At 56.0% G+C, this 19,446-nt stretch carries 16 protein-coding genes; 8 read left to right on the forward strand and 8 right to left on the reverse strand.

All coding sequences use genetic code 11. The annotated features are described in order from the left end of the window. The first annotated feature begins 245 nt into the window (after window positions 1–245). The 3 genes from RIB44_00465 (at window position 246) to RIB44_00475 (ending at window position 2,863) form a co-directional block, all read left to right on the forward strand. A complete protein-coding gene (locus RIB44_00465; GenBank protein MEQ8615045.1) occupies window positions 246–1,301 on the forward strand; it encodes an acyltransferase in 1,056 nt (351 codons plus the stop codon). Next, the gene (locus tag RIB44_00470) at window positions 1,298–2,110 is read left to right on the forward strand and encodes an SDR family NAD(P)-dependent oxidoreductase (GenBank protein ID MEQ8615046.1); all 813 of its coding nucleotides are present in this window, start codon (window positions 1,298–1,300) and stop codon (window positions 2,108–2,110) included. Before RIB44_00465 ends, RIB44_00470 begins: the two co-directional genes overlap by 4 nt. Before the next feature lie 177 nt (window positions 2,111–2,287). Then, window positions 2,288–2,863: a tRNA-(ms[2]io[6]A)-hydroxylase gene (locus tag RIB44_00475; GenBank protein ID MEQ8615047.1), complete on the forward strand. Its 576-nt coding sequence runs from the start codon at window positions 2,288–2,290 to the stop codon at window positions 2,861–2,863. Window positions 2,864–2,917: 54 nt separating this feature from the next. Here the strand turns inward: RIB44_00475 and RIB44_00480 are convergent, their stop codons facing one another. Further along, window positions 2,918–3,508 (reverse strand): hypothetical protein, encoded by a 591-nt coding sequence (locus tag RIB44_00480; protein ID MEQ8615048.1) that lies wholly within the window; start codon window positions 3,506–3,508, stop codon window positions 2,918–2,920. 210 nt (window positions 3,509–3,718) lie between these two features. On the opposite strand from RIB44_00480, the gene RIB44_00485 reads away from it, so the two are divergent. Then, window positions 3,719–4,816, forward strand: a complete 1,098-nt coding sequence (locus RIB44_00485; protein ID MEQ8615049.1) for a 3-isopropylmalate dehydrogenase — start codon at window positions 3,719–3,721, stop codon at window positions 4,814–4,816. 165 nt (window positions 4,817–4,981) lie between these two features. Here RIB44_00485 and RIB44_00490 read toward each other — a convergent pair whose 3' ends face one another. Together RIB44_00490 and RIB44_00495 are read right to left on the reverse strand one after the other, a co-directional pair. Continuing rightward, a complete protein-coding gene (locus tag RIB44_00490; protein MEQ8615050.1) occupies window positions 4,982–5,287 on the reverse strand; it encodes a hypothetical protein in 306 nt (101 codons plus the stop codon). 316 nt (window positions 5,288–5,603) lie between these two features. Further along, window positions 5,604–6,425 carry a DUF2262 domain-containing protein gene (locus RIB44_00495; protein MEQ8615051.1) on the reverse strand — a complete coding sequence of 274 codons (822 nt, stop codon included), beginning with the start codon at window positions 6,423–6,425 and terminating at the stop codon, window positions 5,604–5,606. Window positions 6,426–6,641: 216 nt separating this feature from the next. Here RIB44_00495 and RIB44_00500 point away from each other — a divergent pair, with 216 nt between their 5' ends. From RIB44_00500 to RIB44_00515, 4 genes are all read left to right on the forward strand, one after another. Continuing rightward, window positions 6,642–7,148, forward strand: a complete 507-nt coding sequence (locus RIB44_00500; GenBank protein MEQ8615052.1) for a hypothetical protein — start codon at window positions 6,642–6,644, stop codon at window positions 7,146–7,148. A 444-nt stretch (window positions 7,149–7,592) separates the two neighbouring features. Next, complete coding sequence (locus tag RIB44_00505) at window positions 7,593–9,338, forward strand: AMP-dependent synthetase/ligase (protein ID MEQ8615053.1); 1,746 nt, start codon at window positions 7,593–7,595, stop codon at window positions 9,336–9,338. Window positions 9,339–9,475: 137 nt separating this feature from the next. After that, window positions 9,476–10,432, forward strand: coding sequence for a C-terminal binding protein (locus RIB44_00510; GenBank protein MEQ8615054.1), 957 nt, complete (start codon window positions 9,476–9,478; stop codon window positions 10,430–10,432). A 337-nt stretch (window positions 10,433–10,769) separates the two neighbouring features. Next, the gene (locus RIB44_00515) at window positions 10,770–13,538 is read left to right on the forward strand and encodes a hypothetical protein (protein MEQ8615055.1); all 2,769 of its coding nucleotides are present in this window, start codon (window positions 10,770–10,772) and stop codon (window positions 13,536–13,538) included. Between the two features lie 4 nt (window positions 13,539–13,542). On the opposite strand, the gene RIB44_00520 is transcribed toward RIB44_00515, so the two are convergent. The 5 genes from RIB44_00520 to RIB44_00540 all read right to left on the reverse strand — a co-directional run bounded on the left by RIB44_00520 (window position 13,543) and on the right by RIB44_00540 (window position 18,912). Continuing rightward, window positions 13,543–14,094: a DUF3299 domain-containing protein gene (locus tag RIB44_00520; protein MEQ8615056.1), complete on the reverse strand. Its 552-nt coding sequence runs from the start codon at window positions 14,092–14,094 to the stop codon at window positions 13,543–13,545. After that, on the reverse strand, window positions 14,094–14,807 hold the full coding sequence (locus RIB44_00525) for a hypothetical protein (GenBank protein MEQ8615057.1): 714 nt from the start codon (window positions 14,805–14,807) through the stop codon (window positions 14,094–14,096). Before RIB44_00525 ends, RIB44_00520 begins: the two co-directional genes overlap by 1 nt. A 5-nt stretch (window positions 14,808–14,812) precedes the next feature. Then, window positions 14,813–16,420, reverse strand: coding sequence for a hypothetical protein (locus tag RIB44_00530; protein MEQ8615058.1), 1,608 nt, complete (start codon window positions 16,418–16,420; stop codon window positions 14,813–14,815). Window positions 16,421–16,738: 318 nt separating this feature from the next. Beyond that, on the reverse strand, window positions 16,739–18,220 hold the full coding sequence (locus RIB44_00535; protein ID MEQ8615059.1) for an FtsX-like permease family protein: 1,482 nt from the start codon (window positions 18,218–18,220) through the stop codon (window positions 16,739–16,741). After that, on the reverse strand, window positions 18,217–18,912 hold the full coding sequence (locus RIB44_00540) for an ABC transporter ATP-binding protein (GenBank protein ID MEQ8615060.1): 696 nt from the start codon (window positions 18,910–18,912) through the stop codon (window positions 18,217–18,219). The genes RIB44_00535 and RIB44_00540 overlap by 4 nt, the downstream gene beginning before the upstream one ends. Window positions 18,913–19,446: the final 534 nt, after the last annotated feature.

Below are 19,446 nucleotides of genomic sequence, written 5' to 3' on the forward strand. Positions count from 1 at the left end.
TTTCTCACCTAGCTTGGTTATACTCAGGAGACATCCACAGACGTCTCGTTTCGACGGAGTTCTGGAGATGTCGAGTTGCCGTTTCAATCCCCTTGCAGCCGCAGTGCCAAGCCCTCGGTTGTAGAGATACTCCAGACGCTAGCCCCGACTCGTTGGGAGGTCTGAGCTCTTGAAACCGCTTTTATCATTTAACCGATGTCCGTTGGAGCGGTTCGAGGTTTTTGGTGTCAAATCGTACTCAGACAATGCCGAAGCACCGAAACGGTACGTCTTCGTACAATGCGACGCTTGACCTCTTCCGTTTTCTTGCTTGCTTGGCGATTGTTTGGATTCACGTGCCTGAGTCAGGCCTGCTGAAACCGACGACCATCGTTTCTCGATTTGCGGTCCCCTTTTTTTCTGCCGCCGCCATCTACCTCACCGTTCGCTCGCTTCACCGACGGCCTGATCTTTCAAGCTGGGATTATATCCGGGCACGCTTCCGCTCGATCTACCTACCTTTCTTGGCTTGGTCGGCCATCTACTACCTGGCTCGCTACTTGGCGAAGCAAGTGTCCGAAGTAGGAGGGCTCACTGCCACAACGTGCCTCCCGGCACTGTCATGGGAAACGCTACTCGATGGAACCGTCCATCACCTCTGGTTCTTGCCCTATATCGTGGTCGCTTCTGTCGCAGCCTTGGCTGCCACAAAACTCGTATTGAGCTGCCCCTTATTGCGTCTGCCGGTCGCACTTGTTTGCCTCGTGACAGGATTCACCACGGCAGTTCTCACGGCAGACGAAGCCCCTGTCCCGAATATCTACGCCGTTGAATTGGCCTACCAAACGCTTCCCTCAGCATGCTGGGCAGTCGCGATTGCGTTGTACGCAGATCGTTGGCAGTGGCTAGGAAAAGCCGATGCAGCGGGGATCTTGGGCAGTCTCTTGTTCTTCGCAGGTTCTGCTTGGTTATGGCAAAACGGCAGAAACAGCCTCGCCGAAAACCTTGCCGGGTGTGGGCTACTGCTGGCAACCTTACCCGATACTTTCACGAGGGGCTTGTCCGTATCGGGATCACTCGCGAAACAACTAGGGGCTTGGTCCTTCGGCATCTACGTCGTACACATCTTGTTTGTCGAGGGAATCCAAGATGTTTTACACGCATTGCAAATAGAAGCATCTCCGACGATCGACCTGATCATTTATGTGTTGTCGATCATTGGTTCAGTCGCGGTGACAATCCTTGCGTCGCAGTTTGCCGGTCTGAGCTGGCTCTTCAGCACGCGTCGTCAGCCCAAAACCGCGGCCGCGGGGACCTCATGAAATCCCGCGCCGAAGCGACATCTTGCTGCGCAATCATCACCGGCGCAGGGGGTGAATTGGGACGCGCGTTTGCCGATCTGCTATCGAAAACTCAGAACACACGGCTCATCCTGACAGATATTGACACTGACGCCGCGCATCAGGCTCGATCTTCGGTTGAGCGAAATGGCGGGGAAGCGGTCGCTGCCCCACTCGATGTAACGCAACCTTCGGCTTGGCAGCAGCTTGTCGAGGATCTGCACCACGAGTATCAGCGGGTGGAAATGCTCATCAACTGCGCGGGAATCGGCGCGGGTGGCATCGTCGAGGGCTTTTCTCCCGAGCAGTTCAATCAGGTCTTCAACGCAAACTATTTCGGTACGCTCTACGGTTGCCAAGCCGTGATCCCTCGGATGAAAGAACAAGGCCACGGTCATATCGTCAACGTCGCTTCAATCACCGGCCTGCTCGCCCCGCCATCGGTGGCCGCGTATGCCAGTTCGAAAGCGGCCGTCGTCTCGCTTACGGAAGCGCTCTACGGCGAACTCAAACCGTACGGGATCGGCGTCACGCTTTGTGTACCTGGTTTCTTCCGGTCACCACTGATCGAGAACGGAATCTTCACCGACGAGGGCACTCAGAAGCGTGGCGAAGACTACGCTGACAAGGCCACCCTAACTGCGAAGCAAGTTGCCGAAGAGACTCTCCGTGCCGTCCGCAAACGGCGCCTCTACGCCGTGATGGGCCGCCGCGCTCGCTGGTACTGGCGAATCAAACGCCTCGCTCCACAATGGCTAGCAGACAAGTTAAGCGCGAGATACAGAAATTGAGAGCCCTCTAATGACCAATGACCAAGCCCTAATGACCAAGTAATAAGAGTCAGACCGCTTGCATCAAACAATGGTCATTTGGACTTGGTCATTGGTCATTTCTATACTCTCCGTGTCCTCCGTGTCCTCCGTGCCTCCGTGGTTTATTACCAAGAGGAGTGAACCTATAATCGGGGCATGCTACATCTTCAATCCGAAACCGACGCTCGCTGGTTCGCCCAAGTCGATGCCCACTTGGACGAAATCCTCATCGACCACGCCCACTGCGAAAAGAAAGCCGCCGGCACGGCAATGAATCTCATTTTCCACTACGTGGATAATCGCGAGCTTTGCCAGGAAATGACCGAGATCGTCAACGAAGAGCTCGAACACTTTCACATGGTGCTCGACCTGCTTGAGAAGAAGGACATTCCGTTCCGCAGGCTCAAGCCAAGTCAGTATGGCCGCAAACTCAACGACTTGGTCAGCAAGCAGGAACCGCAACGGGCCGTTGATCGGCTGCTCGTTGCGGGGCTCATCGAAGCACGAAGTTGCGAGCGCTTCCACGCCCTCGCGCAACATGTCGATGACGAAGAACTGGCCAACTTCTACGCCAGCCTGTTCGAATCGGAAGCGCGGCACCACACCACGTACACGCGGCTCGCCAAGCATTTCGCGCCTGAGGAAGAAGTCATGGCAAGGCTCGACGAACTGGCAGCACTGGAGTCAGAGATTATCTCCGCGGGCGAACCCCTAGCGCGGATGCACAGCTAGCAGCACACCTAGCCGCGGTGCTACGCACCGCCGGAAGCCAGCGACTCAGCAGACTTAAGCTTCCTCTTTCTCTTCTTCCTCATCAACCGCAGGAGCCGGTTCTTCACCTTCAGCGGCGGCCGTCTTGGGAGCTTTACCGCGTGCGAACTCATAGGCGAGAAAGATTCCAATTGCCATGAACGCGAACGGCCAGACATCGTTTTGGCCGAGTTGCTTCGGAGCACCGATCGCACCTCTGTCGGGATCAATGTCGCCTGCCTTGGGAGGTTCGCTGGCGGTCACTTCTTCTTCGACTTCTGCCGCTTCCGCTTCACCCTCCTCAGCATCTTCATCTTTTGAATCGGCTTTCTTCTCAGGACCGGCCTTTGCACTAACAGCGGCGGCCTTTCTCGTGAGCACTTCTTTCGCCACGTAGTCACTGCCCAAGATTGCTCCAGCAGCGATCAATCCCGAGACGGCTCCGCGAGCATAGCTGACATTGCCCGCCGTCTTGCAGGCCTGCATGACGCCGAAGCCTACCAACGCACCTGTGACTACCGGGAACCAGTTGGCAGATTGCCCTGTCCCTAGCATCAGTGCCACGTAGATTCCGATGGCGACCGCCGCCCCGATAATTCCGCCAACTAATGTTCGCCCGAGATTCATAAGTTTTACCCTTAGGGACGTAGGAGACCCCGTTAGAGAAGAAATCGCTGCCCGCCAGCATAACGCTGCTAAGCCATAGTTTAGCCACACGATACAAACCGGGTCAACAATCGCCCGGCACTCGTTCGGAGATTGATTCGCTGTTACAATCGCAATCTTGCCTAAAACGAATAAGTCCTCACATTCAATTCAACAAATCTCCAAGAAAACATGTCCAATTCCACCTCGCTGAGAATCGCTGTCATCGCCGGTGATGGCATCGGCCCCGAAGTCGTCGGCACCAGTCTCGAAGTCCTGAAAGCGACCGCCGCGGCGAACGATTTTGTCTACGAAACAACCGATTTCCCCTTCTCGGCGAAGCACTTTCTCGAGAGCGGGCACATCCTCGACGACGACGATGTCGCGAAGCTTAGGGAGTTCGACGCCATCCTCCTCGGGGCCGTCGGCGGGCTGCCCAACGACCCTCGCCTTGCGGGCGGCGTGATCGAGAAAGGAATTTTGCTAAAACTTCGCTTCGACCTCGATCAGTACATCAATCTCCGCCCCGTGCAGCTCTACCCGGGTATCGATACACCGCTGAAAGACAAAACGAGCGAGCACATCGATTTCATCTGCGTCCGCGAGAACACTGAGGACCTCTACTGCGGCCTCGGCGGGATTGTTCGTAAAGGAACCGATCAGGAAGTCGCCAATCAAACGATGGTCGCTACGCGTTTCGGTGCCGAACGCTGCATCCGCTACGCCTTCGAACTGGCCCGCACGCGTCCCCGTAAGCACCTAACGCTGGTCCATAAGACCAACGTCCTCAACTTCGCCGGCGACACTTGGCATCGCACATTCGAAGACGTTGCCCAGGATTACTCCGACGTCGAAACCGGCTACCACCATGTCGACGCCTGTTGCATGTTCATGGTCGCCAAGCCCGAAGTGTACGACACGATCGTCGTGCCCAACATGTTCGGCGACATCATCACCGACCTGGGCGCAGCCATCGCCGGCGGCATGGGCATCGCTTCGAGCGGTAACCTCAACCCCGACGGAACGGCGCCCAGCATGTTCGAACCAGTCCACGGCAGCGCCCCCGACATCGCCGGCCAAAACGTGGCCAACCCCATCGCCACGATCGATTCCCTCGGCCTGCTGCTCCGCGAAACGGGCCGCATCAAAGAAAACGCCGCCGCCATCAAGTGCGGTGAGCAAATCGGCGCCGCCGTGAAAAAGGTGACGCCGAAGTTTGCCGGGAAGAGTTTAGACCGGAGTGGGTTTGGGACGAATGAGATTGGGCAGATGGTGGTTGAGGCGTTGTAATTTTGCACTTCGACAACGACAAACACCAAAACTAGCCGGCGAGCTACGCCTCGCCCGGTCTTCAGTTTCGTCAACGAATTGCACAAATCTCACGAATGCCTTTCAGCAGTGTAGGGTTCGTGAAACGCACCATGCAGGGTGATTTAACGGTGCTTTTCACACATCTTACTCTGCATGGTCTTCGATATTGAGTTCGGGAATATCCGAGGCAATCTCGTGTTCAACTCGCATGTAGACAGACTCTTCGCATCTTTCAATTGCTGCCTTCGCAGTATCCGCCGCTTGTCTCGTATTCCTCTCGATTTCGAAAACGCTGCTATTCTCAGTCCACCATCGATACCAATCCTCCTCGGATTCAACAGCCTTTATGGATAGATCGTCCAGAACCAACACTGCTACCCACTTCAGGGCGTTCTCTCTATTGCCAATTGTCTTCAACGCTTGTTTCTGCCACTCCCGTTCGGGAAGCATTTCCAGGCCTTCCAAGGCCCGCATGTTTGATATGGGGAGACGACTTCGATTGTGGTTATGAGTAATGAATTTGTAAGTTGTATCGGGTTTCCAGAATGAGTGCGGACACGCTTCGCCTACTATTCTCTCGTAGCTGTCAGAAAGCCAACCCTCTTGCATGAATAGATTTGGGCTAAAGGCGGTTGTCAGAAAGACGTGGCGACATGATCCACATTGGTAGCAGTAGTCGTACCTGTGGTAGCCAAACGTTGCGAGCAAGATGACGAGAAGCAAGCCAAATGTGTATTTCAATATCTTCACAGCATTTTCGACCTAATTATCCTGCCAGAGTTGCTCGAAGCGAGCCACCATGCACGCTACCGTAGACTTGGATGCTATGTTCCAAGAACAGCCCGCCGTCGTGATGCCAAAACTCGAATTGACCGTCCTTGTCGATGGTTACTGAACTTAAAGAGAAATGGTCTGCAAACTCATTGGGAGTGAGTTCTGGATCTTTTTCCTCTCGCCAAGTGCCGTTGTAGAGTTGGTGGAGATCTTCGATAGCTTGCTGCCTAATTCGTGTGTTCCACTCCTCTTGATCCGTCCACAGTAGCTCGGCGGTCTTTAGCATCTCCTTGAGTTCTTCTGGGTTTTCAGTATCGAACCTCAAATCAATCTCCTGACCGACCCACTCGCCTTCCCCTTCGAACCAGCCGATAGAGGCATCGAGGAAGAGCTCACCAAAGCGATCTGACTCAACGATTACCGATTGGCAAAGTTCTTGCGCGGCAGCGGTCAGTTCAAGGTTGGTCCCTTCGAGCGGCAACGATTTCTCATAGACAGCACGCTCTTGGTCCTGAGAGAGAATGACGCTCATTCTTTGGTAAGACATCTCTGGAAAATCTAGGGGATAGTCGTGCTCCTTAGGAATCGGTCTTTGCACGTAGAGTTTTTCTACGACAACCTCACCATCGATAGGCATCCAGGCCACCAATTCGAACCCATGAAGCATGTATTCGTGCTCTCCAAGAATTCCAGCTGACTGCGCTCTCTGAGATACGACACCTTCGATGATCTGAGGCTTCTTGCCGTACTCAACACCGTCAAAGGTCGCGTCTCCGAGGGATTCGTACTCCTGAAAGTCGAAGGACTGTGGCAAGGTGTTTCGATTGAGTTTGCCTCGAAGCCATTGGAGAATGCTGTCCCTAAAGTGCATGGTCGTGTGTCTTTGGGTAGTGCTGGCTATGGTCCTGAAGTCGCATTATAGTCCGTATAGCGATATCGATTGCACCCAAAACTCACCGACTGCCACTGCTAGCTCGCCTGGCGGTGCGAACGGTCAAGCTGAGTCACACGTCAATCAGGACAGCACGACATGGCCGAGAAGAACCGCCGAGACCTCCTCTCATTCGCAACCGCTTCACTCACGCTACCAGCCTTCCTTGGTGTCGCCAACACTTCGAACAAGGGTCACGCACAACTCGCCGAACCAGCGAAGAAGGCAGACAAAGAAGTCGCGATGGAGGTCGGATACTTGGAAATCGTCACCCCCGAAGTTGACGCCGTTTGCAAGAACTACGAGCAGTTGCACGGCGTGAAGTTCAGCAAGCCGAACGCGAACTTAGGCTTTGCCCGCACGGCCAGACTTGCCGGTGGCGGGCTGCTTGGTGTCCGCGCACCGCTGCGACCGACCGAAACGCCCGTCGTCCGTCCGTACTTACTCGTCGAAGACATCGACGCGGCAGTCCTCAAAGCTGCCGAAGCGGGCGGCAAGATTGCACTTCCGCCGATGAAGCTCGCCGGTTACGGCAAGTGTGCCATCTTTATCCAGGGCGGAATTGAACATGGGCTTTGGGAAGTGATGCCCGGAGGGCAGCAATAGCCCTAGCCGGTGCCGTTAGGCTCCGGAGAGAGTATCTGCTTGAAGTTCGAAGTCCCGCAGGGGCGACATAAATTCCGACGCGAAAAATATGTCGACCCTTCGGGCCTTCGTTTGTCTTGTCCAAATGATCCGGAGGCTTACGCCACCGGCTAGGGTTCTTTCGGCCCTCCGGGCCAGGTTGAGCGAACTGATATCTATCTGACAGCCACCAAGGCCGGAGTGCCTTTTCTCACTCGAATTCGAGCCACCTCATCAGGTAAAATGCAACGCCGGGGACTCGCATGAAGCGCGTCATCCGAGGGAAGTGAGCAGCGGAAGTGACCTCATTGGGACACCCCCTTTTGCTCGCGCCAGCCCCCATCGAGAGCAAAAGTCCATCGTCCGATTCGACGTGCATGACTCGAAGTCGTTTCCAGGTAAGAGCTAACGCGAAGAACTCTGCGAATGTGGAAGCGACTTTTGCACGCTAGAATCGTGTCGGCTTGCAAAAGTGCAAAACCTAACCGTCATGCCCAACGGGAGCAAAACCTGATTCGAACCCGCGACATCACCGAGATCACCTGCCTACCGCAGTTCCTCACGGCGGAACGATTGCCCGCCGGTGATGAAACTGCGCTCAGCACGATCTGCGCTGGCCAACTCAGTTCAGTGAGTTGGAACCAAGTCGCCCAGGATCTCGTGCGCTGGGTCCGCGGACTCGAACACGCTGGTGTGAAACGTGGCGACTACGTGGCACTCGTCGCAGAGAACTCCTACCCCTGGATTCTTGCCGACCTATCGCTGCAAGCAATTGGAGCTGTGAGCGTTCCCCTGCACAGCTCTCTCTCATTCGCCCAATATCGCGACCTGATTCGACATTCCGAGGCGAAGTTCCTGCTGGCAGACACGCCGACGCGAGCTTCTGAAATCGGCGAAGAAGCCGAGGTCGAGAATTGCACGTTCCAAGAGATTGAGGCCTCAACAGAGCAAGGCACGAGCGAGCTTCAGGAGTACACCTGCCAACGTAATGCGAACGACTTGGCGACAATCCTCTACACTTCCGGCACAACCGGCCAACCCCGCGGCGTCATGCTCTCGTTCGGCAACCTCGTGAGCAATGCGGTTGCCGTGAGCGACGCGGTGGCTTCAAACGAGCAAGAAACGCGTCTCGCCTTCCTCCCCTTCTCGCACATCTACGCCCGCACGTGCGACATCGGGAGTTGGCTCTATCGCGGCACGCACCTTGTGCTGGCCGAGTCGCGCGAAACAATCCTCCGCGATTGCCAACTTTGCCAACCAACCACTCTCAACGGCGTTCCCTACTTTTACCAAAAGGTTGCCGATGGTATTCGCGCAAAAGGAAATGAAGCCGAGAAGGATCCTAGCCGCAGTGCTACGCACTGCCGGAGCGACGCATTGAGAACTGCCTTTGGAGGCAAAATCCGCCGCCTTAGTTGTGGTGGAGCCGGTGTGGCTCCAGAGACTGAACGATTCTACGAACAGTGCGGCCTGCCGATCCTCTCAGGCTACGGCCTCACCGAAGCTTCGCCGGTGATTACCGCCACAGCGAAAGACGAATACAAAGCTGGTACGGTGGGAAAGCCAATCCCTGGCGTCGACTTGAAGATTGACAGCGATGGTGAACTGCTCGTCCGCTCGCCCGGCGTGATGCAAGGTTACTGGCGCGACGAAGCGGCCACCGCGGAAGTGCTCCGTGACGGCTGGCTCCACACGGGCGACCTCGCCGAATGGGCCGGCGAGAATTTGCGGATCATTGGCCGCAAAAAAGAAATCCTGGTGCTCAACACGGGAAAGAAAGTCGTGCCCACGGCGATTGAGCAGCAGCTCACCGGCTCGCCAATCATCGAACAGGCCTGCGTACTCGGCAACGGCAGAAAATACCTCACCGCGATCCTAGTGCCCACCCCTGAACGCCTGAAAGCAGAAATCCGCCGCCAACGCCTCTGGGTTTGGTCAAAACGCCGCGCGGTAACGCATCCGAAAATCCGCGATTGGTTCCGACAAGAAATCGACCGCTGCCTCGCCCAACTGGCACATCACGAGCAAGTTGCTAAGTTCGTAATCATCCCCCGCGGTTTCTCAGTGGAGCTCGGCGAGCTGACCCCGAAACTAAGTTTGCGACGAAATGTTATCGAAAAGAACCTGCACAAGGAAATCGAGTCCATGTATTTATCAACACAAAATGAATAGGACGCGGATAAACGCAGATTGGGCTGACATTCGCTGATTTTTTGAGAGGATCAATCGGCGCGAATCCGCCCAATCCGCGTTCTTCAGCGTCCCATTCCTACCTCCGTGCCCTCCGTGTCTCTGTGGTGAAATCAAAGATGCCAAAATTCAAAACTCTCTACACCGACTTCCCCTGGGCCGATGCCGACATCGAGCGTGACAGGCTTGCTGAACTAGATTGCGAGCTGGCCATCTCGCCCGATAACAAAGAGGAAACACTGATTGAGCTGGCTCCCGGTTCGGACTGCATCATTACCTGCTGGGCTCCAACCACTGCCCGCGTGATTGCCGCGACAGGCAAGTGTCGACACATCGCGCGGACCGGAATCGGGCTCGACAACATCGATGTCGAATATGCCACCGAGCACGGGATCGTCGTCACCAACGTGCCCGACTACTGCATCCTCGAAGTGGCTGAGCAAACGATCGCCTCAATTTTCTCACTGGCTCGCAACGTTCATGGCTACCATCTGGCCACCAAGTCGGGCGAGTACGATCTGGTGAAGGGACTGCCGGTGAATCGGGTAGCGGGCAAGACATTGGGCATCGTGGGCTTGGGGAAAACCGGCTCGCTCGTTGCCGAGAAAGCACTCGCTTTAGGAATGGAAGTCGTAGGCAATAACCGCTCACAGCAAGTTCCCGAGGGAGTCAAGTGGTTGCCGTTTGAGGAGCTATTGGCAGTCAGCGATTACGTTTCGCTCCACGCACCGCTGACCGACGCAACACGCCGTCTGATGAACCACACCGCCTTCGCTCAAATGAAGCCGACCGCCGCGCTGATCAACACTTCCCGTGGTGGTCTGGTCGACCATGATGCTTTGGCTCACGCGCTCGAGGACAACCGTCTCGCCGGAGCTGCACTCGACGTGCAAGATCCCGAACCGCCGGACCTCTCGCAGCCGCCGTGGAATCACCCGAAGGTCCTCATCACCCCCCACACTGCGTTCCTCTCGCCAGAGGCGGTCACCGAACTTCGAGAACGGGTCGGCCAACAAGTGGTTGATTTCCTTTCTGGCAAACGGCCAGAGAATGTTATCAATCCCGAAGTCTTTTGAATCATAAAATGGTCAATAATTGTCATTCCGACCGAGCGACAGCGACCGAGGAATCCAGTTTGTACCGGAGTTGACTCAACCAAAGTTCAAGCCGGATTCCTCGGTCGGCGAGCCTCCCTTCGGAATGACACGAGATTGGAGGTTTAAAACTCGTTACTCGCCTGAAAGAGTACGCATCACCGCAACAACCGTTACTAACCGAACTCCCCAGCCCCCCACTTTGACCGGGCCCCATCCATAACGTAGATATTCATGGACTATTCTCATCTTAACGCTAGCAAACAAGCAGTTTGGACCTTCGTTGCCGCGGTTGGCGACGCGGGGCCAGGGCACGTCCATGGAAGACACCGAGCAAAACTCAATCCCCTTCAACGAACGGTCAGCAGCCACCGTAGCCAAGCTGCGCGCTCTGCGCGAGCAGACCGATCGGGAGCTCGAAGGATATGCTCAGCAGTTGGAAGACATGGAGGCCGAAGTAAACCGTCGCGTTGAGCAGTTCATCGCGACCTACAAGGCTGAATCAGAAACCGCACAACCTGCGACTCTCGACACAGCCGACGAAGATCAACTCGCAGAATTTGAACGTCGCATTTTGGCGCTCAAGAAGAGTTTCGATGAACAGCTTGCCAATCGGAATCAAAAAGCCGAAGAGGACTCGCAAAGGATTCGCGAGCTCGAGCAACAACTCGAAAAGCGGGCTGAGCGACGAGCCGATGAACCGAAGCAAGATTCGGCGAAGGTACGCGAATTAGAATCGCAACTTGAAGAGCAACTGGCCGAGTTTGAAGGTCGCATCGGGGCACTGCAAGCCAGCTTCAACGAACAGTTGGCGAGTCGCAACAAACGGGCCGATGAAGACACCCAAAGGATCCGAGAGTTAGAGGAACAACTTGAAGAAGGGGCCGTCTGCCGGAACGAACAAGCTGAACTAGAGGCGACTCAGCTAAAGGAACTAGAAAAGCAGTTAGCTGAGCAAACAGCCAGTCAAGAAGAGCAAGCCGAACAGGATGCCGCTCGAATTGCTGACTTGGAGAAGCAGCTCGAGGAAGCACTCGCCAAGCGAGGTGATCAGTCAGAGCAAGCTGCCGATCGAGTTCGCGAGCTTGAGACTCAGCTTGCCGACCAGGCAGCCAATCATCAGGCGCAGTCCGAGGAAGATGCCTCGAAGATTGCTGAGCTAAAGAATAAACTAAGCGAGCAAACCAACCAACGAGATGCGCAAGCGGAAGAGAACAAAGCACGTGTTCTCGAACTAAAGGGACAACTGGCCGAACAAATCGCTGGTCGCAAAGAGCAAGCGGAACAAGATGCTGCGAGAATCGAAAGTTTAGACAAGCAACTCGACAAGGAAATTGCCAGGCGCGACAAACAGACCGAGCAAGAGGCGGCTCGAATTCAAGAGCTGGAGAAGCAACTCACCGAAAAAGACGCTGTTAGTCGCGAGCGAATCGAGCAAGATGCGGCAGTGATTGAAGGGTTGAAGCAGCAACTCAAAGAGCAAACTGCCGCATTGAATGGGCAAGCCGACCAAAGCGAGGCTCGAATACAGGAGTTAGAGTCGCAACTCCGAGAGCAATCCGACAGCAACAGTAAGCAGGCGGAACAAGATGCCGCGCGGGTTCGCGATTTAGAGAAACAACTCGAAGAGCAAATCGCTAGCCGGAATCAGCAAGCCGAGGAAGACTCAGCCAAGCTGCTCGAATTACAGCAAACGCTTGAAGAAGAAAAGGCGAATCGAGAGGAGCAATCCAAACAGGCGAAAGCCCGGATTGAAGAACTCGAAGGTCGATTGGAGGAGCAAGCGGCCAGCGGAAACGAGCATGCCCAACAGAATGCTGCCCGGGTTCTCGAGTTGGAAAAGCAACTCAGCGAGCAGAACTCGGTACGTTCGGTTGAGCAAGCGACGCTCACCAAACTCGAAAAGCAGTGTAAGCGACTTGAGCTAGAATTAGTCGACCAGAAAGCCGAGTACGAGTCACTCGCCGACCAAGCCTGCCAAACATGCGAGCAAACCCGGCAAACCTTGGCGGAAGCCGAAGACTCGCTCACCGACCTACGAAAGGAAAACGAGGTCCTCGCGGGGGTTAAAAATCAGTTCGAGAAGCAGCAAGAAAAACTCGAAGTAGAACTTGCCGAATCGGAGGCAAAACGCGAGCGGCTCGTTGAACTGGCAGAACAAGCGAAGTCGCAAATTGCGGATTTGCAGTCAGAAGCGGCCCAGTTGGATGAACTGGGACCACTGCAGCAGAAGTTCGACCTTGCCTTGGCAGACGTTCAGAAGCTGAAAAAGGAGAATGCCAGCTTAAGGGAAGAACTTGCCGCACGCCCCGAAGCCAATGAACAAGAGTCCGCCGAGTTGATCTCGATTCGCGCTGAACGTGATCAATTGGCAGCCAAGGTTGACGAATTAGAACAGCAACAACCTGCCGTCGTCGATGAAGATCTCCAGCAACAGTTTGAGGACTTGCAACGCCGCTTCGAGCTGTCCGTCGACGATGTGCGAACTTACAAGCAGCAAGTCTCGGAACTGCGTCAACAGCTTGACAAGGCAAGAGTCACTTCCCCTCAAGTCGAAGCAGAAACCAATGCGGGTGGCTTCGATTGGGCCGCTCAAAAAGCGCAGCTCATCGCGAAGCTCGATGAAGAAGCCGCCCGTGGAGAGATTACTAGTGATCGAAAGGCTGAACGGCTCTCTGTCGAAGACACGATCCGAGTCACGGACGATCTGGTCGCGGAGAAAGACCGCCAACTTGCCGAGCTACGCGAACAGCTTGAGCAAGGCCAAGTCGCCAGCAGCGAAGAGCAGGCCCGTGAACAGGCGGAGCGGGCGGTGCTTGACGTGGATGAACTGATCCAACGGGAGCGAGCGAAGCTAGAACAACTGCAAGATGAGTGGGAAGACAAAATCCGCCAGTCAGAACTGGAGTTCTCTCTGGAACGCGCCAAGCTCGCTCGCGAACGGGCAAATCTCGAAGAGAAACTCTCGCAACTTCCGACGCAGCAAGAGGACTCTGCTGAAGGTGCCGGAAAAGATGGCCAGCCCAAACGACGTTGGCTGGCGGCACTCGGGCTACGCGATGACAAAGATGGTCAGGAGGCCGGTTAGCCGACTATTTCACTCGCTCACCATCGAGCGCGTAAATCGCCAAGTGGTTGCCATTCACGGGATCGATGAGCTCCTCAAAGCGAAATCGGCCCTCGACAGCGATTTGCCGCGTTGTGAAGCTTGTTGTTGCTCCATCTTGCATCCGCACGTAGATGCAATCGTACAAGTAGGCACCCGGACCGAAACAACATTCCATGTTGTGCCTGACGAGCACGAACTCCTTGATTCCGTGGTCGCGCGGCGTGTTAAGCATCCAACCGCGAATCCGAATCCGCTTACCGAACATCTCCTCGACTTGTGGTGTGAAGAGTTCGCGCTTGAACGGATCCGTCTTCTCCATCTCGAATTTGATGTCGTCGAACGAAGCCTCTTCGATCCGGTCCGACCGAGCATCGCGGGTCTTCGCCGCGGCCGCCTCATTTTCAGATGCCTGTCCCGTTTCGCCCTCGTAGTTTTCGCTCGGCACCTGGGTTGAAGTAGCGCCAGGAGACTGATTGCAACCAGAGACGATCAGCGTCAAGCTACAAAGCAGCAGTAGTCGCTCAGCGAGGTTCATCAGTCCACATGCTCCGCTTCGAGCGAGAACACCGGATAGCCAGGGCCTCGGCGGGAGTTGCTGGGGGCGACATGCAAGGTGCCGTGAACGCGAAACAGGCCCCGCGAGACTTCGATGCCTTTCTTGTCTTTGACGTGTACAGCCAACTGGTCGTAGTATTTCACTTTGCTCGCGTCGCCGTAACAGCACTCGTTGTTGTCTCGCACCAACAGAAAGTCGCGCACACCTTTGGAAAACTGTACCGAATCAGGCCGGATGAAGCCTTTGATGAAAACCGGTTTGCCGTCCAAAGCATCGATATCATCCGGTACGGGATCGCCGAGGTCGAGCTCGCTCTGATCGGGTGCGAAGTCAATAAATGAAGTCCGTTGGTAACCTTCGCGCACTTCGGTCGCTTCGACGTAACCCGCATAGCCGAGCCCGCCGAGGAGGCTCACGAGTCCGAGTGCAATACCCAGCTTTGCGATCCCACCTCCGCTGAGTGTCTCGGATTGGGAGCGAATCTTTCGGTAGGAGACAAAGCCAACAACGAGTGCCAGGATCCCAAACGGAGCCATCATTGCTGCTGAAGCGAACGAGGTGCGTGCCGCGAGAAAGATCAGCGTCGAGAGGCCACCAAAAATGGCAGCGACTACGGCACCGGTGCTGAGGGCACGGTAGTCGAACTCTTCGGTCTCGTAGGTAGCGGATGATGGGGATTCAATCGTTGACATGACTGCTAAGCTTGGTTCTCCGGTCGAGATGTTCGAGGGTCAGAGCCGCGGATGAGGATTCCAAACACGATAAACATGATCACCGCTGCCAGGACTGCCGTGCCGATGATGGCGATGCGACTCGGCGCTTCCACGGTGGGAGAATCTGCGGCTTCGATTTTCTGCGATCGCGCTTTGGTCGTCTCACTGGCGACCTCACGTTTTTCTTGTTTGGCACCTGAGTTTTCTACGGACTTTGAAGTTTCCGAGTTCGCCGCTTCGGGTTCTGTTGCTTCCGTCGCTTGTGTGTCGTCGTTTTCTTCGACTTTTCGACTCTTCGCACCGCTGAGCATGCTGAAAGCGAGGGGCAGTTCGGCCCGTTTCATGGTTTCGGGGTCGAGTTCCCTCAGCTTCTCAATGTGCGTATCCGCTTGCTTCCCGACGGGCCCTGATTGCTCCGAGGCGACCAGCAAGTAGGAAGCCACCGGCAAGCGAATATAGGCATCCTCCTCCGACTCGACAAACAGGTTCACGAGACGATCCATGATTTCCCAGTCTTCCCAGCGGGTGAGATCGGTCACCACTTGGTCAGCAAACTTCGGGTGATCAAGCACCAGTCGCATCGTGTCGAGCAGATCCTGACGCGGAATCACATCGGTTTCTTCCCCATGAAAACGCATCGCCATAATCGCGGAATGTAAGTGGTAGTACCTGACGTTTGGGTTGCCGAAAAACCGTTGGTTCACCAACTCGAGACCATCAGGTCCCTTCAGCTTCAAGAAGCAAGCGATCAGTGCATCAAGGCATTCCTTCTTGCGGCGATCTTCAGCGCGGACCAGCGTGTCCAAAATGCCTGTTCCCAGCGGCGAGCCCGTCAGCCCTACTGTGCTGATCGAGGCAGCCACCAGCGGCTTGATCTGGTCGTAATCGAAGTTCAACAGCTTCTCGAGCATTGCCACGTCCTCGGGCTGCCCACAGACACCCAGCATCGTCAAGTAAAGACGACGGCTCGAAGGCCCCACCTCGGGCGACTCAATCCACTCCAGCAGCTTGTCGCGTTTCATTCGGTCCTTGAAGGCAATGATTACTTCGTAAGGCGCACGGGCGAATTCGTCGTAGGCGTCTTGCGCTAGCAGCGGATCGGGGTGTTCAAAATACTCCTGAAAGAACGCCAGTCGATCAGGACCTTTCTCGGGAACCGACTCTAACTGCTTCACGTACTCAACGGCTGCGTCGGAAAGCGGCAAGGGGGTTCCCCATTCGACACGCTCCCCAGTGATCGGTTTGTCCTCGCCCAGGTTCAAGCTGAAACTGGTGATCATAAATCGCTTCTCGGGAGGATCCTCACCAAAGTAAACAATTTTCAATTCGTCACCCGGCTGAGAGGAGTTGCCTCGTAGTGGCTCAACGACCACAAACAGAGCCGTATCGTCAACGGGCTCGGCCGGTTCCTCCTCGGTTGGCAGCTCTGCCTCGGGCAGTTCGGGCATTGGTTTTTCGAGCCGGGCAATCACTGCCGATTCGGCCTCGGCGAGTTCTTCGCTGAGGGTCTGCATCGGCGTGGCGCAGAACGGGCAGGCGGCGGCGTTTGTCATCAATGATGCGATCAGAGTAATGGTGAGGAAGTATCGCATGTGAGCGGTTTTCGTTTTGGCGACTGAGTTGTTATGAATTGACCTGTTCGCGGAGTCTTGGGTTTCGTCGTCCAAGATATTGGCGAAACTAACAGTCGCGGAGCGACGAAAGCACGTAGCCAGGGGCGTGAGCCCCTGGGAATTATTGATTCTGCCAGGCAAGCCCCGAAGGGGCGACAGTGGTTCTCAATTTCGAAACAGTGTCGCCCCTTCGGGGCTTCCAAACCTCTTCATTCTCGGACCAGGGGCTTACGCCCCTGGCTATGGGTTGTCGGCCCTTCGGGCCTAGTCACCAACTCTTTATTCTATCGAACTTCCTTACCGCGTGCCGCCCAGCGTTTTGGCCACGTCGGTCCGATAAGCCGTCAATGCAGGCAGGAAACCGACCAACGCCGCGAAAGCCAGCAGCCCGGGGACCAGCAACCATTCCTCGGGGGTCGTCTGCCAGGGGGCGACGATCACTCCGGTGTAACTTTCCACGAGCGGGCTGGCTATCGCCAGGATGCCGTGGCCGAGCAACATGCCTGCCACGCCACCTAGCAATGCTAGCAGGACCGACTCGAAAAGCACAATCAGCATCACGGCAGAACGCTTGGCTCCCAGGGCTCGCATCACGGCGATGTCGTGGCTCCGTTCGCTCATCGAGTTGTAAATGCTGACCAAAATGCTGATCCCCGCGACAATGACGATCATCACTGTCAGCACCAGCAGAATCATTCGCATCGGGGCGAGAAAACCTTCGGCCAGTTGCTCGACAACTCCGCGGGGGGAAACGACTTGGACAGTTCGGTCGGCACCTTTGTTGATCTGACGATCGATCTCGCCGGCGAAGAAGGGGTTCTTGCACAGAATCAGAATCGAAGTCACTTCCCGTTGCGCTCGCGGCAAAGGTTCTGTCCCGTCAGCAGCCAAGGGAAGCGGCTCTTCAACGACTTCGGCTTGGGAGGCGGATGCGTCGTAATCGTTGGTCGGGGCGTAAACCAGTTCGTCATTCGCGGTACCCGTGGGACCAAGCACGGCTAGCACGTTGCCCTCGGTCTCGCCCGTCGAAGGCAACTTCCCGCCGACGTCGACACGTCGTTTCTTCGCCGCGTCGGAACCCAACACGACGGGGTTCTCAACCGGCTTTCTCGCCGTCAGCGAATGGCCTTCTTGCAGATAAAAACCTTCCATGTTGATGAACATCGCACGGTCGTTCGCCGTGCCCGTTGGCTCCAGCACGCCGACGACGGTGAACTTATCGTGCTCACCCTGATCGCTGCTGATGCCGTGCGCTGGACGGAACTTATCGCCGACTTTCAGGCCCGTCTTATAGGCGGCGACGGAACCTAGCACCGCTTCGTAGAAGTTCTCTCGCTTGAAGTTCTCACCTTCGGCAAACTTGTACTCTTTGTCTGCCGCGTAGGAAATCTTAAACATATCCGGCGTGGTCGCCACGACGCGAAGCCGGCTGCCGTCGTTCGCCTCGTAGCTGTCGCCCAGGCAGATGGGCACGGCAAGTTCGGTATAGCCTGCGAACTTGCCGACGGTGAACTGTTCGTAGTAGCTGTAGGAAATCGGATAGAGCGGCGTTCCCAAATGGAAGACGGTACTCAGCACCACTTCAAACTTACTCCCTTTCCCTCCCCCGACGATCACGTGGTAGCCCTGGGCGTCGTTGGAGAGCTGATTCACCACCACGCCATGAATCACCAGCACGAGGATCATCAACGCGACGCCCAAAGCCATCGACAAACCGGTGAGCGTCGACGCAAGTGCCCGCTGCTGGAGGTTTCGCCAGGCGATCTTCCAATAGCTCATGTCGCCGCCCCCCCGCTGACACTACGATCACTGACAACTCGATTGATGTCTTCGAGCTTCTCCACGCGGGAAAACTGATCGGCCACTTCGTCGGCGTGAGTCACCAGCAGCAACGCGACTTCTTCTTGCTGACAAGCGTCACGGATGAGGTCGATCACTTGCTGCTGATGGGCCGGATCGACATTCGCTGTCGGTTCGTCGGCCAGTAGTAGCACGGGGCGATTCGCCAACGCCCGGGCCACGGCAACGCGTTGCTGTTCGCCCACTGAGAGCGCGGCCGGCTTGTGTGTGAGGCGGTGCTCGAGCCCGACCTGCGCGAGCAGTTCCCCAGCACGTGCCGGATCGGCCTTCTGCTTCGTGAAAGTCATTCCTAGCAGGACGTTTTCCAAAGCCGTAAACGCTGGCAGTAAATTAAAAGTTTGAAAGACAAAGCCCAGATGCTCCGCCCGGAACCGATCTCGCGTCGCCTCGGGGAGTCCGACGAGGTCGCGCCCGTTGAGTTCGATCCGTCCCGAGTCGACGGTCGTCAGCCCGGCGATGCAGTTCAGCAGCGTCGTCTTCCCGCAGCCGCTCCGCCCCCGCAGGACAACCTGCTCCCCCCGCTCAACGGCCAGCCGCGGCACATCAAGAATCTCCAGCCGCCCGCCGTCGGGTTCTGGGTACGTTTTGCGGACGTCTTCAAGCAGCAGCATGGCTTGTGTTAGGGACTATTGTTGAACCGCCAAGGACGCCAAGGCAGGGGAATTTAGGATTGGTGGAAGGAACGATGATAGCGAGGAAGGCTCAGGCGTTATAGCGGAGTAATGGGACGTGGAGAAACGCGGATTGGGCTGATAAACGCTGATTTTTCCTGAGATTCATCCGCGTATCCGCCCGATCCGCGTTCGTCCGCGTCCTATTCAACCGCGGAATGCTAGCATCAGGGCAAATCTTACAACTCTACGAGGGCAAGATTTACAAGGTTCAGCCGGCGAGCATGCCAACCTGAGAAGCCCGAAATACCGTATTTTCAAGGCCCTGGACGAATCGTGCCGCGTGGGGACCCGTTTGGCATCACATTCGCTGCTACTGTGATCAACGATCAATCGCACTGGCTCACTTTTGTCCGCAGTTTGAAGTGGTGCCACCACGCGATCAGCCATCACGGCTTAAAACCGCAGTTTGTTCGCTCTCCCCGCAGAAAGGGCCGCGCGAGGTACCCGCACCTCACGCGGCCCTTTTTCGTT

The organism is Lacipirellulaceae bacterium (genome assembly GCA_040218535.1).
Classification (GTDB): Bacteria; Planctomycetota; Planctomycetia; order Pirellulales; family Lacipirellulaceae; genus Adhaeretor.

Excerpts from the sequence above, each read along its gene's own strand:
- RIB44_00465 (MEQ8615045.1), top strand. The coding sequence starts at position 246 with ATGCCGAAGCACCGAAACGGTACGTCTTCGTACAATGCGACGCTTGAC.
- RIB44_00470 (MEQ8615046.1), top strand. The coding sequence starts at position 1,298 with ATGAAATCCCGCGCCGAAGCGACATCTTGCTGCGCAATCATCACCGGC.
- RIB44_00475 (MEQ8615047.1), top strand. The coding sequence starts at position 2,288 with ATGCTACATCTTCAATCCGAAACCGACGCTCGCTGGTTCGCCCAAGTC.
- RIB44_00480 (MEQ8615048.1), bottom strand. The coding sequence starts at position 3,508 with ATGAATCTCGGGCGAACATTAGTTGGCGGAATTATCGGGGCGGCGGTC.
- RIB44_00485 (MEQ8615049.1), top strand. The coding sequence starts at position 3,719 with ATGTCCAATTCCACCTCGCTGAGAATCGCTGTCATCGCCGGTGATGGC.
- RIB44_00490 (MEQ8615050.1), bottom strand. The coding sequence starts at position 5,287 with ATGCTTCCCGAACGGGAGTGGCAGAAACAAGCGTTGAAGACAATTGGC.
- RIB44_00500 (MEQ8615052.1), top strand. The coding sequence starts at position 6,642 with ATGGCCGAGAAGAACCGCCGAGACCTCCTCTCATTCGCAACCGCTTCA.
- RIB44_00505 (MEQ8615053.1), top strand. The coding sequence starts at position 7,593 with ATGTGGAAGCGACTTTTGCACGCTAGAATCGTGTCGGCTTGCAAAAGT.
- RIB44_00510 (MEQ8615054.1), top strand. The coding sequence starts at position 9,476 with ATGCCAAAATTCAAAACTCTCTACACCGACTTCCCCTGGGCCGATGCC.
- RIB44_00515 (MEQ8615055.1), top strand. The coding sequence starts at position 10,770 with ATGGAAGACACCGAGCAAAACTCAATCCCCTTCAACGAACGGTCAGCA.
- RIB44_00520 (MEQ8615056.1), bottom strand. The coding sequence starts at position 14,094 with ATGAACCTCGCTGAGCGACTACTGCTGCTTTGTAGCTTGACGCTGATC.
- RIB44_00525 (MEQ8615057.1), bottom strand. The coding sequence starts at position 14,807 with ATGTCAACGATTGAATCCCCATCATCCGCTACCTACGAGACCGAAGAG.
- RIB44_00530 (MEQ8615058.1), bottom strand. The coding sequence starts at position 16,420 with ATGCGATACTTCCTCACCATTACTCTGATCGCATCATTGATGACAAAC.
- RIB44_00535 (MEQ8615059.1), bottom strand. The coding sequence starts at position 18,220 with ATGAGCTATTGGAAGATCGCCTGGCGAAACCTCCAGCAGCGGGCACTT.
- RIB44_00540 (MEQ8615060.1), bottom strand. The coding sequence starts at position 18,912 with ATGCTGCTGCTTGAAGACGTCCGCAAAACGTACCCAGAACCCGACGGC.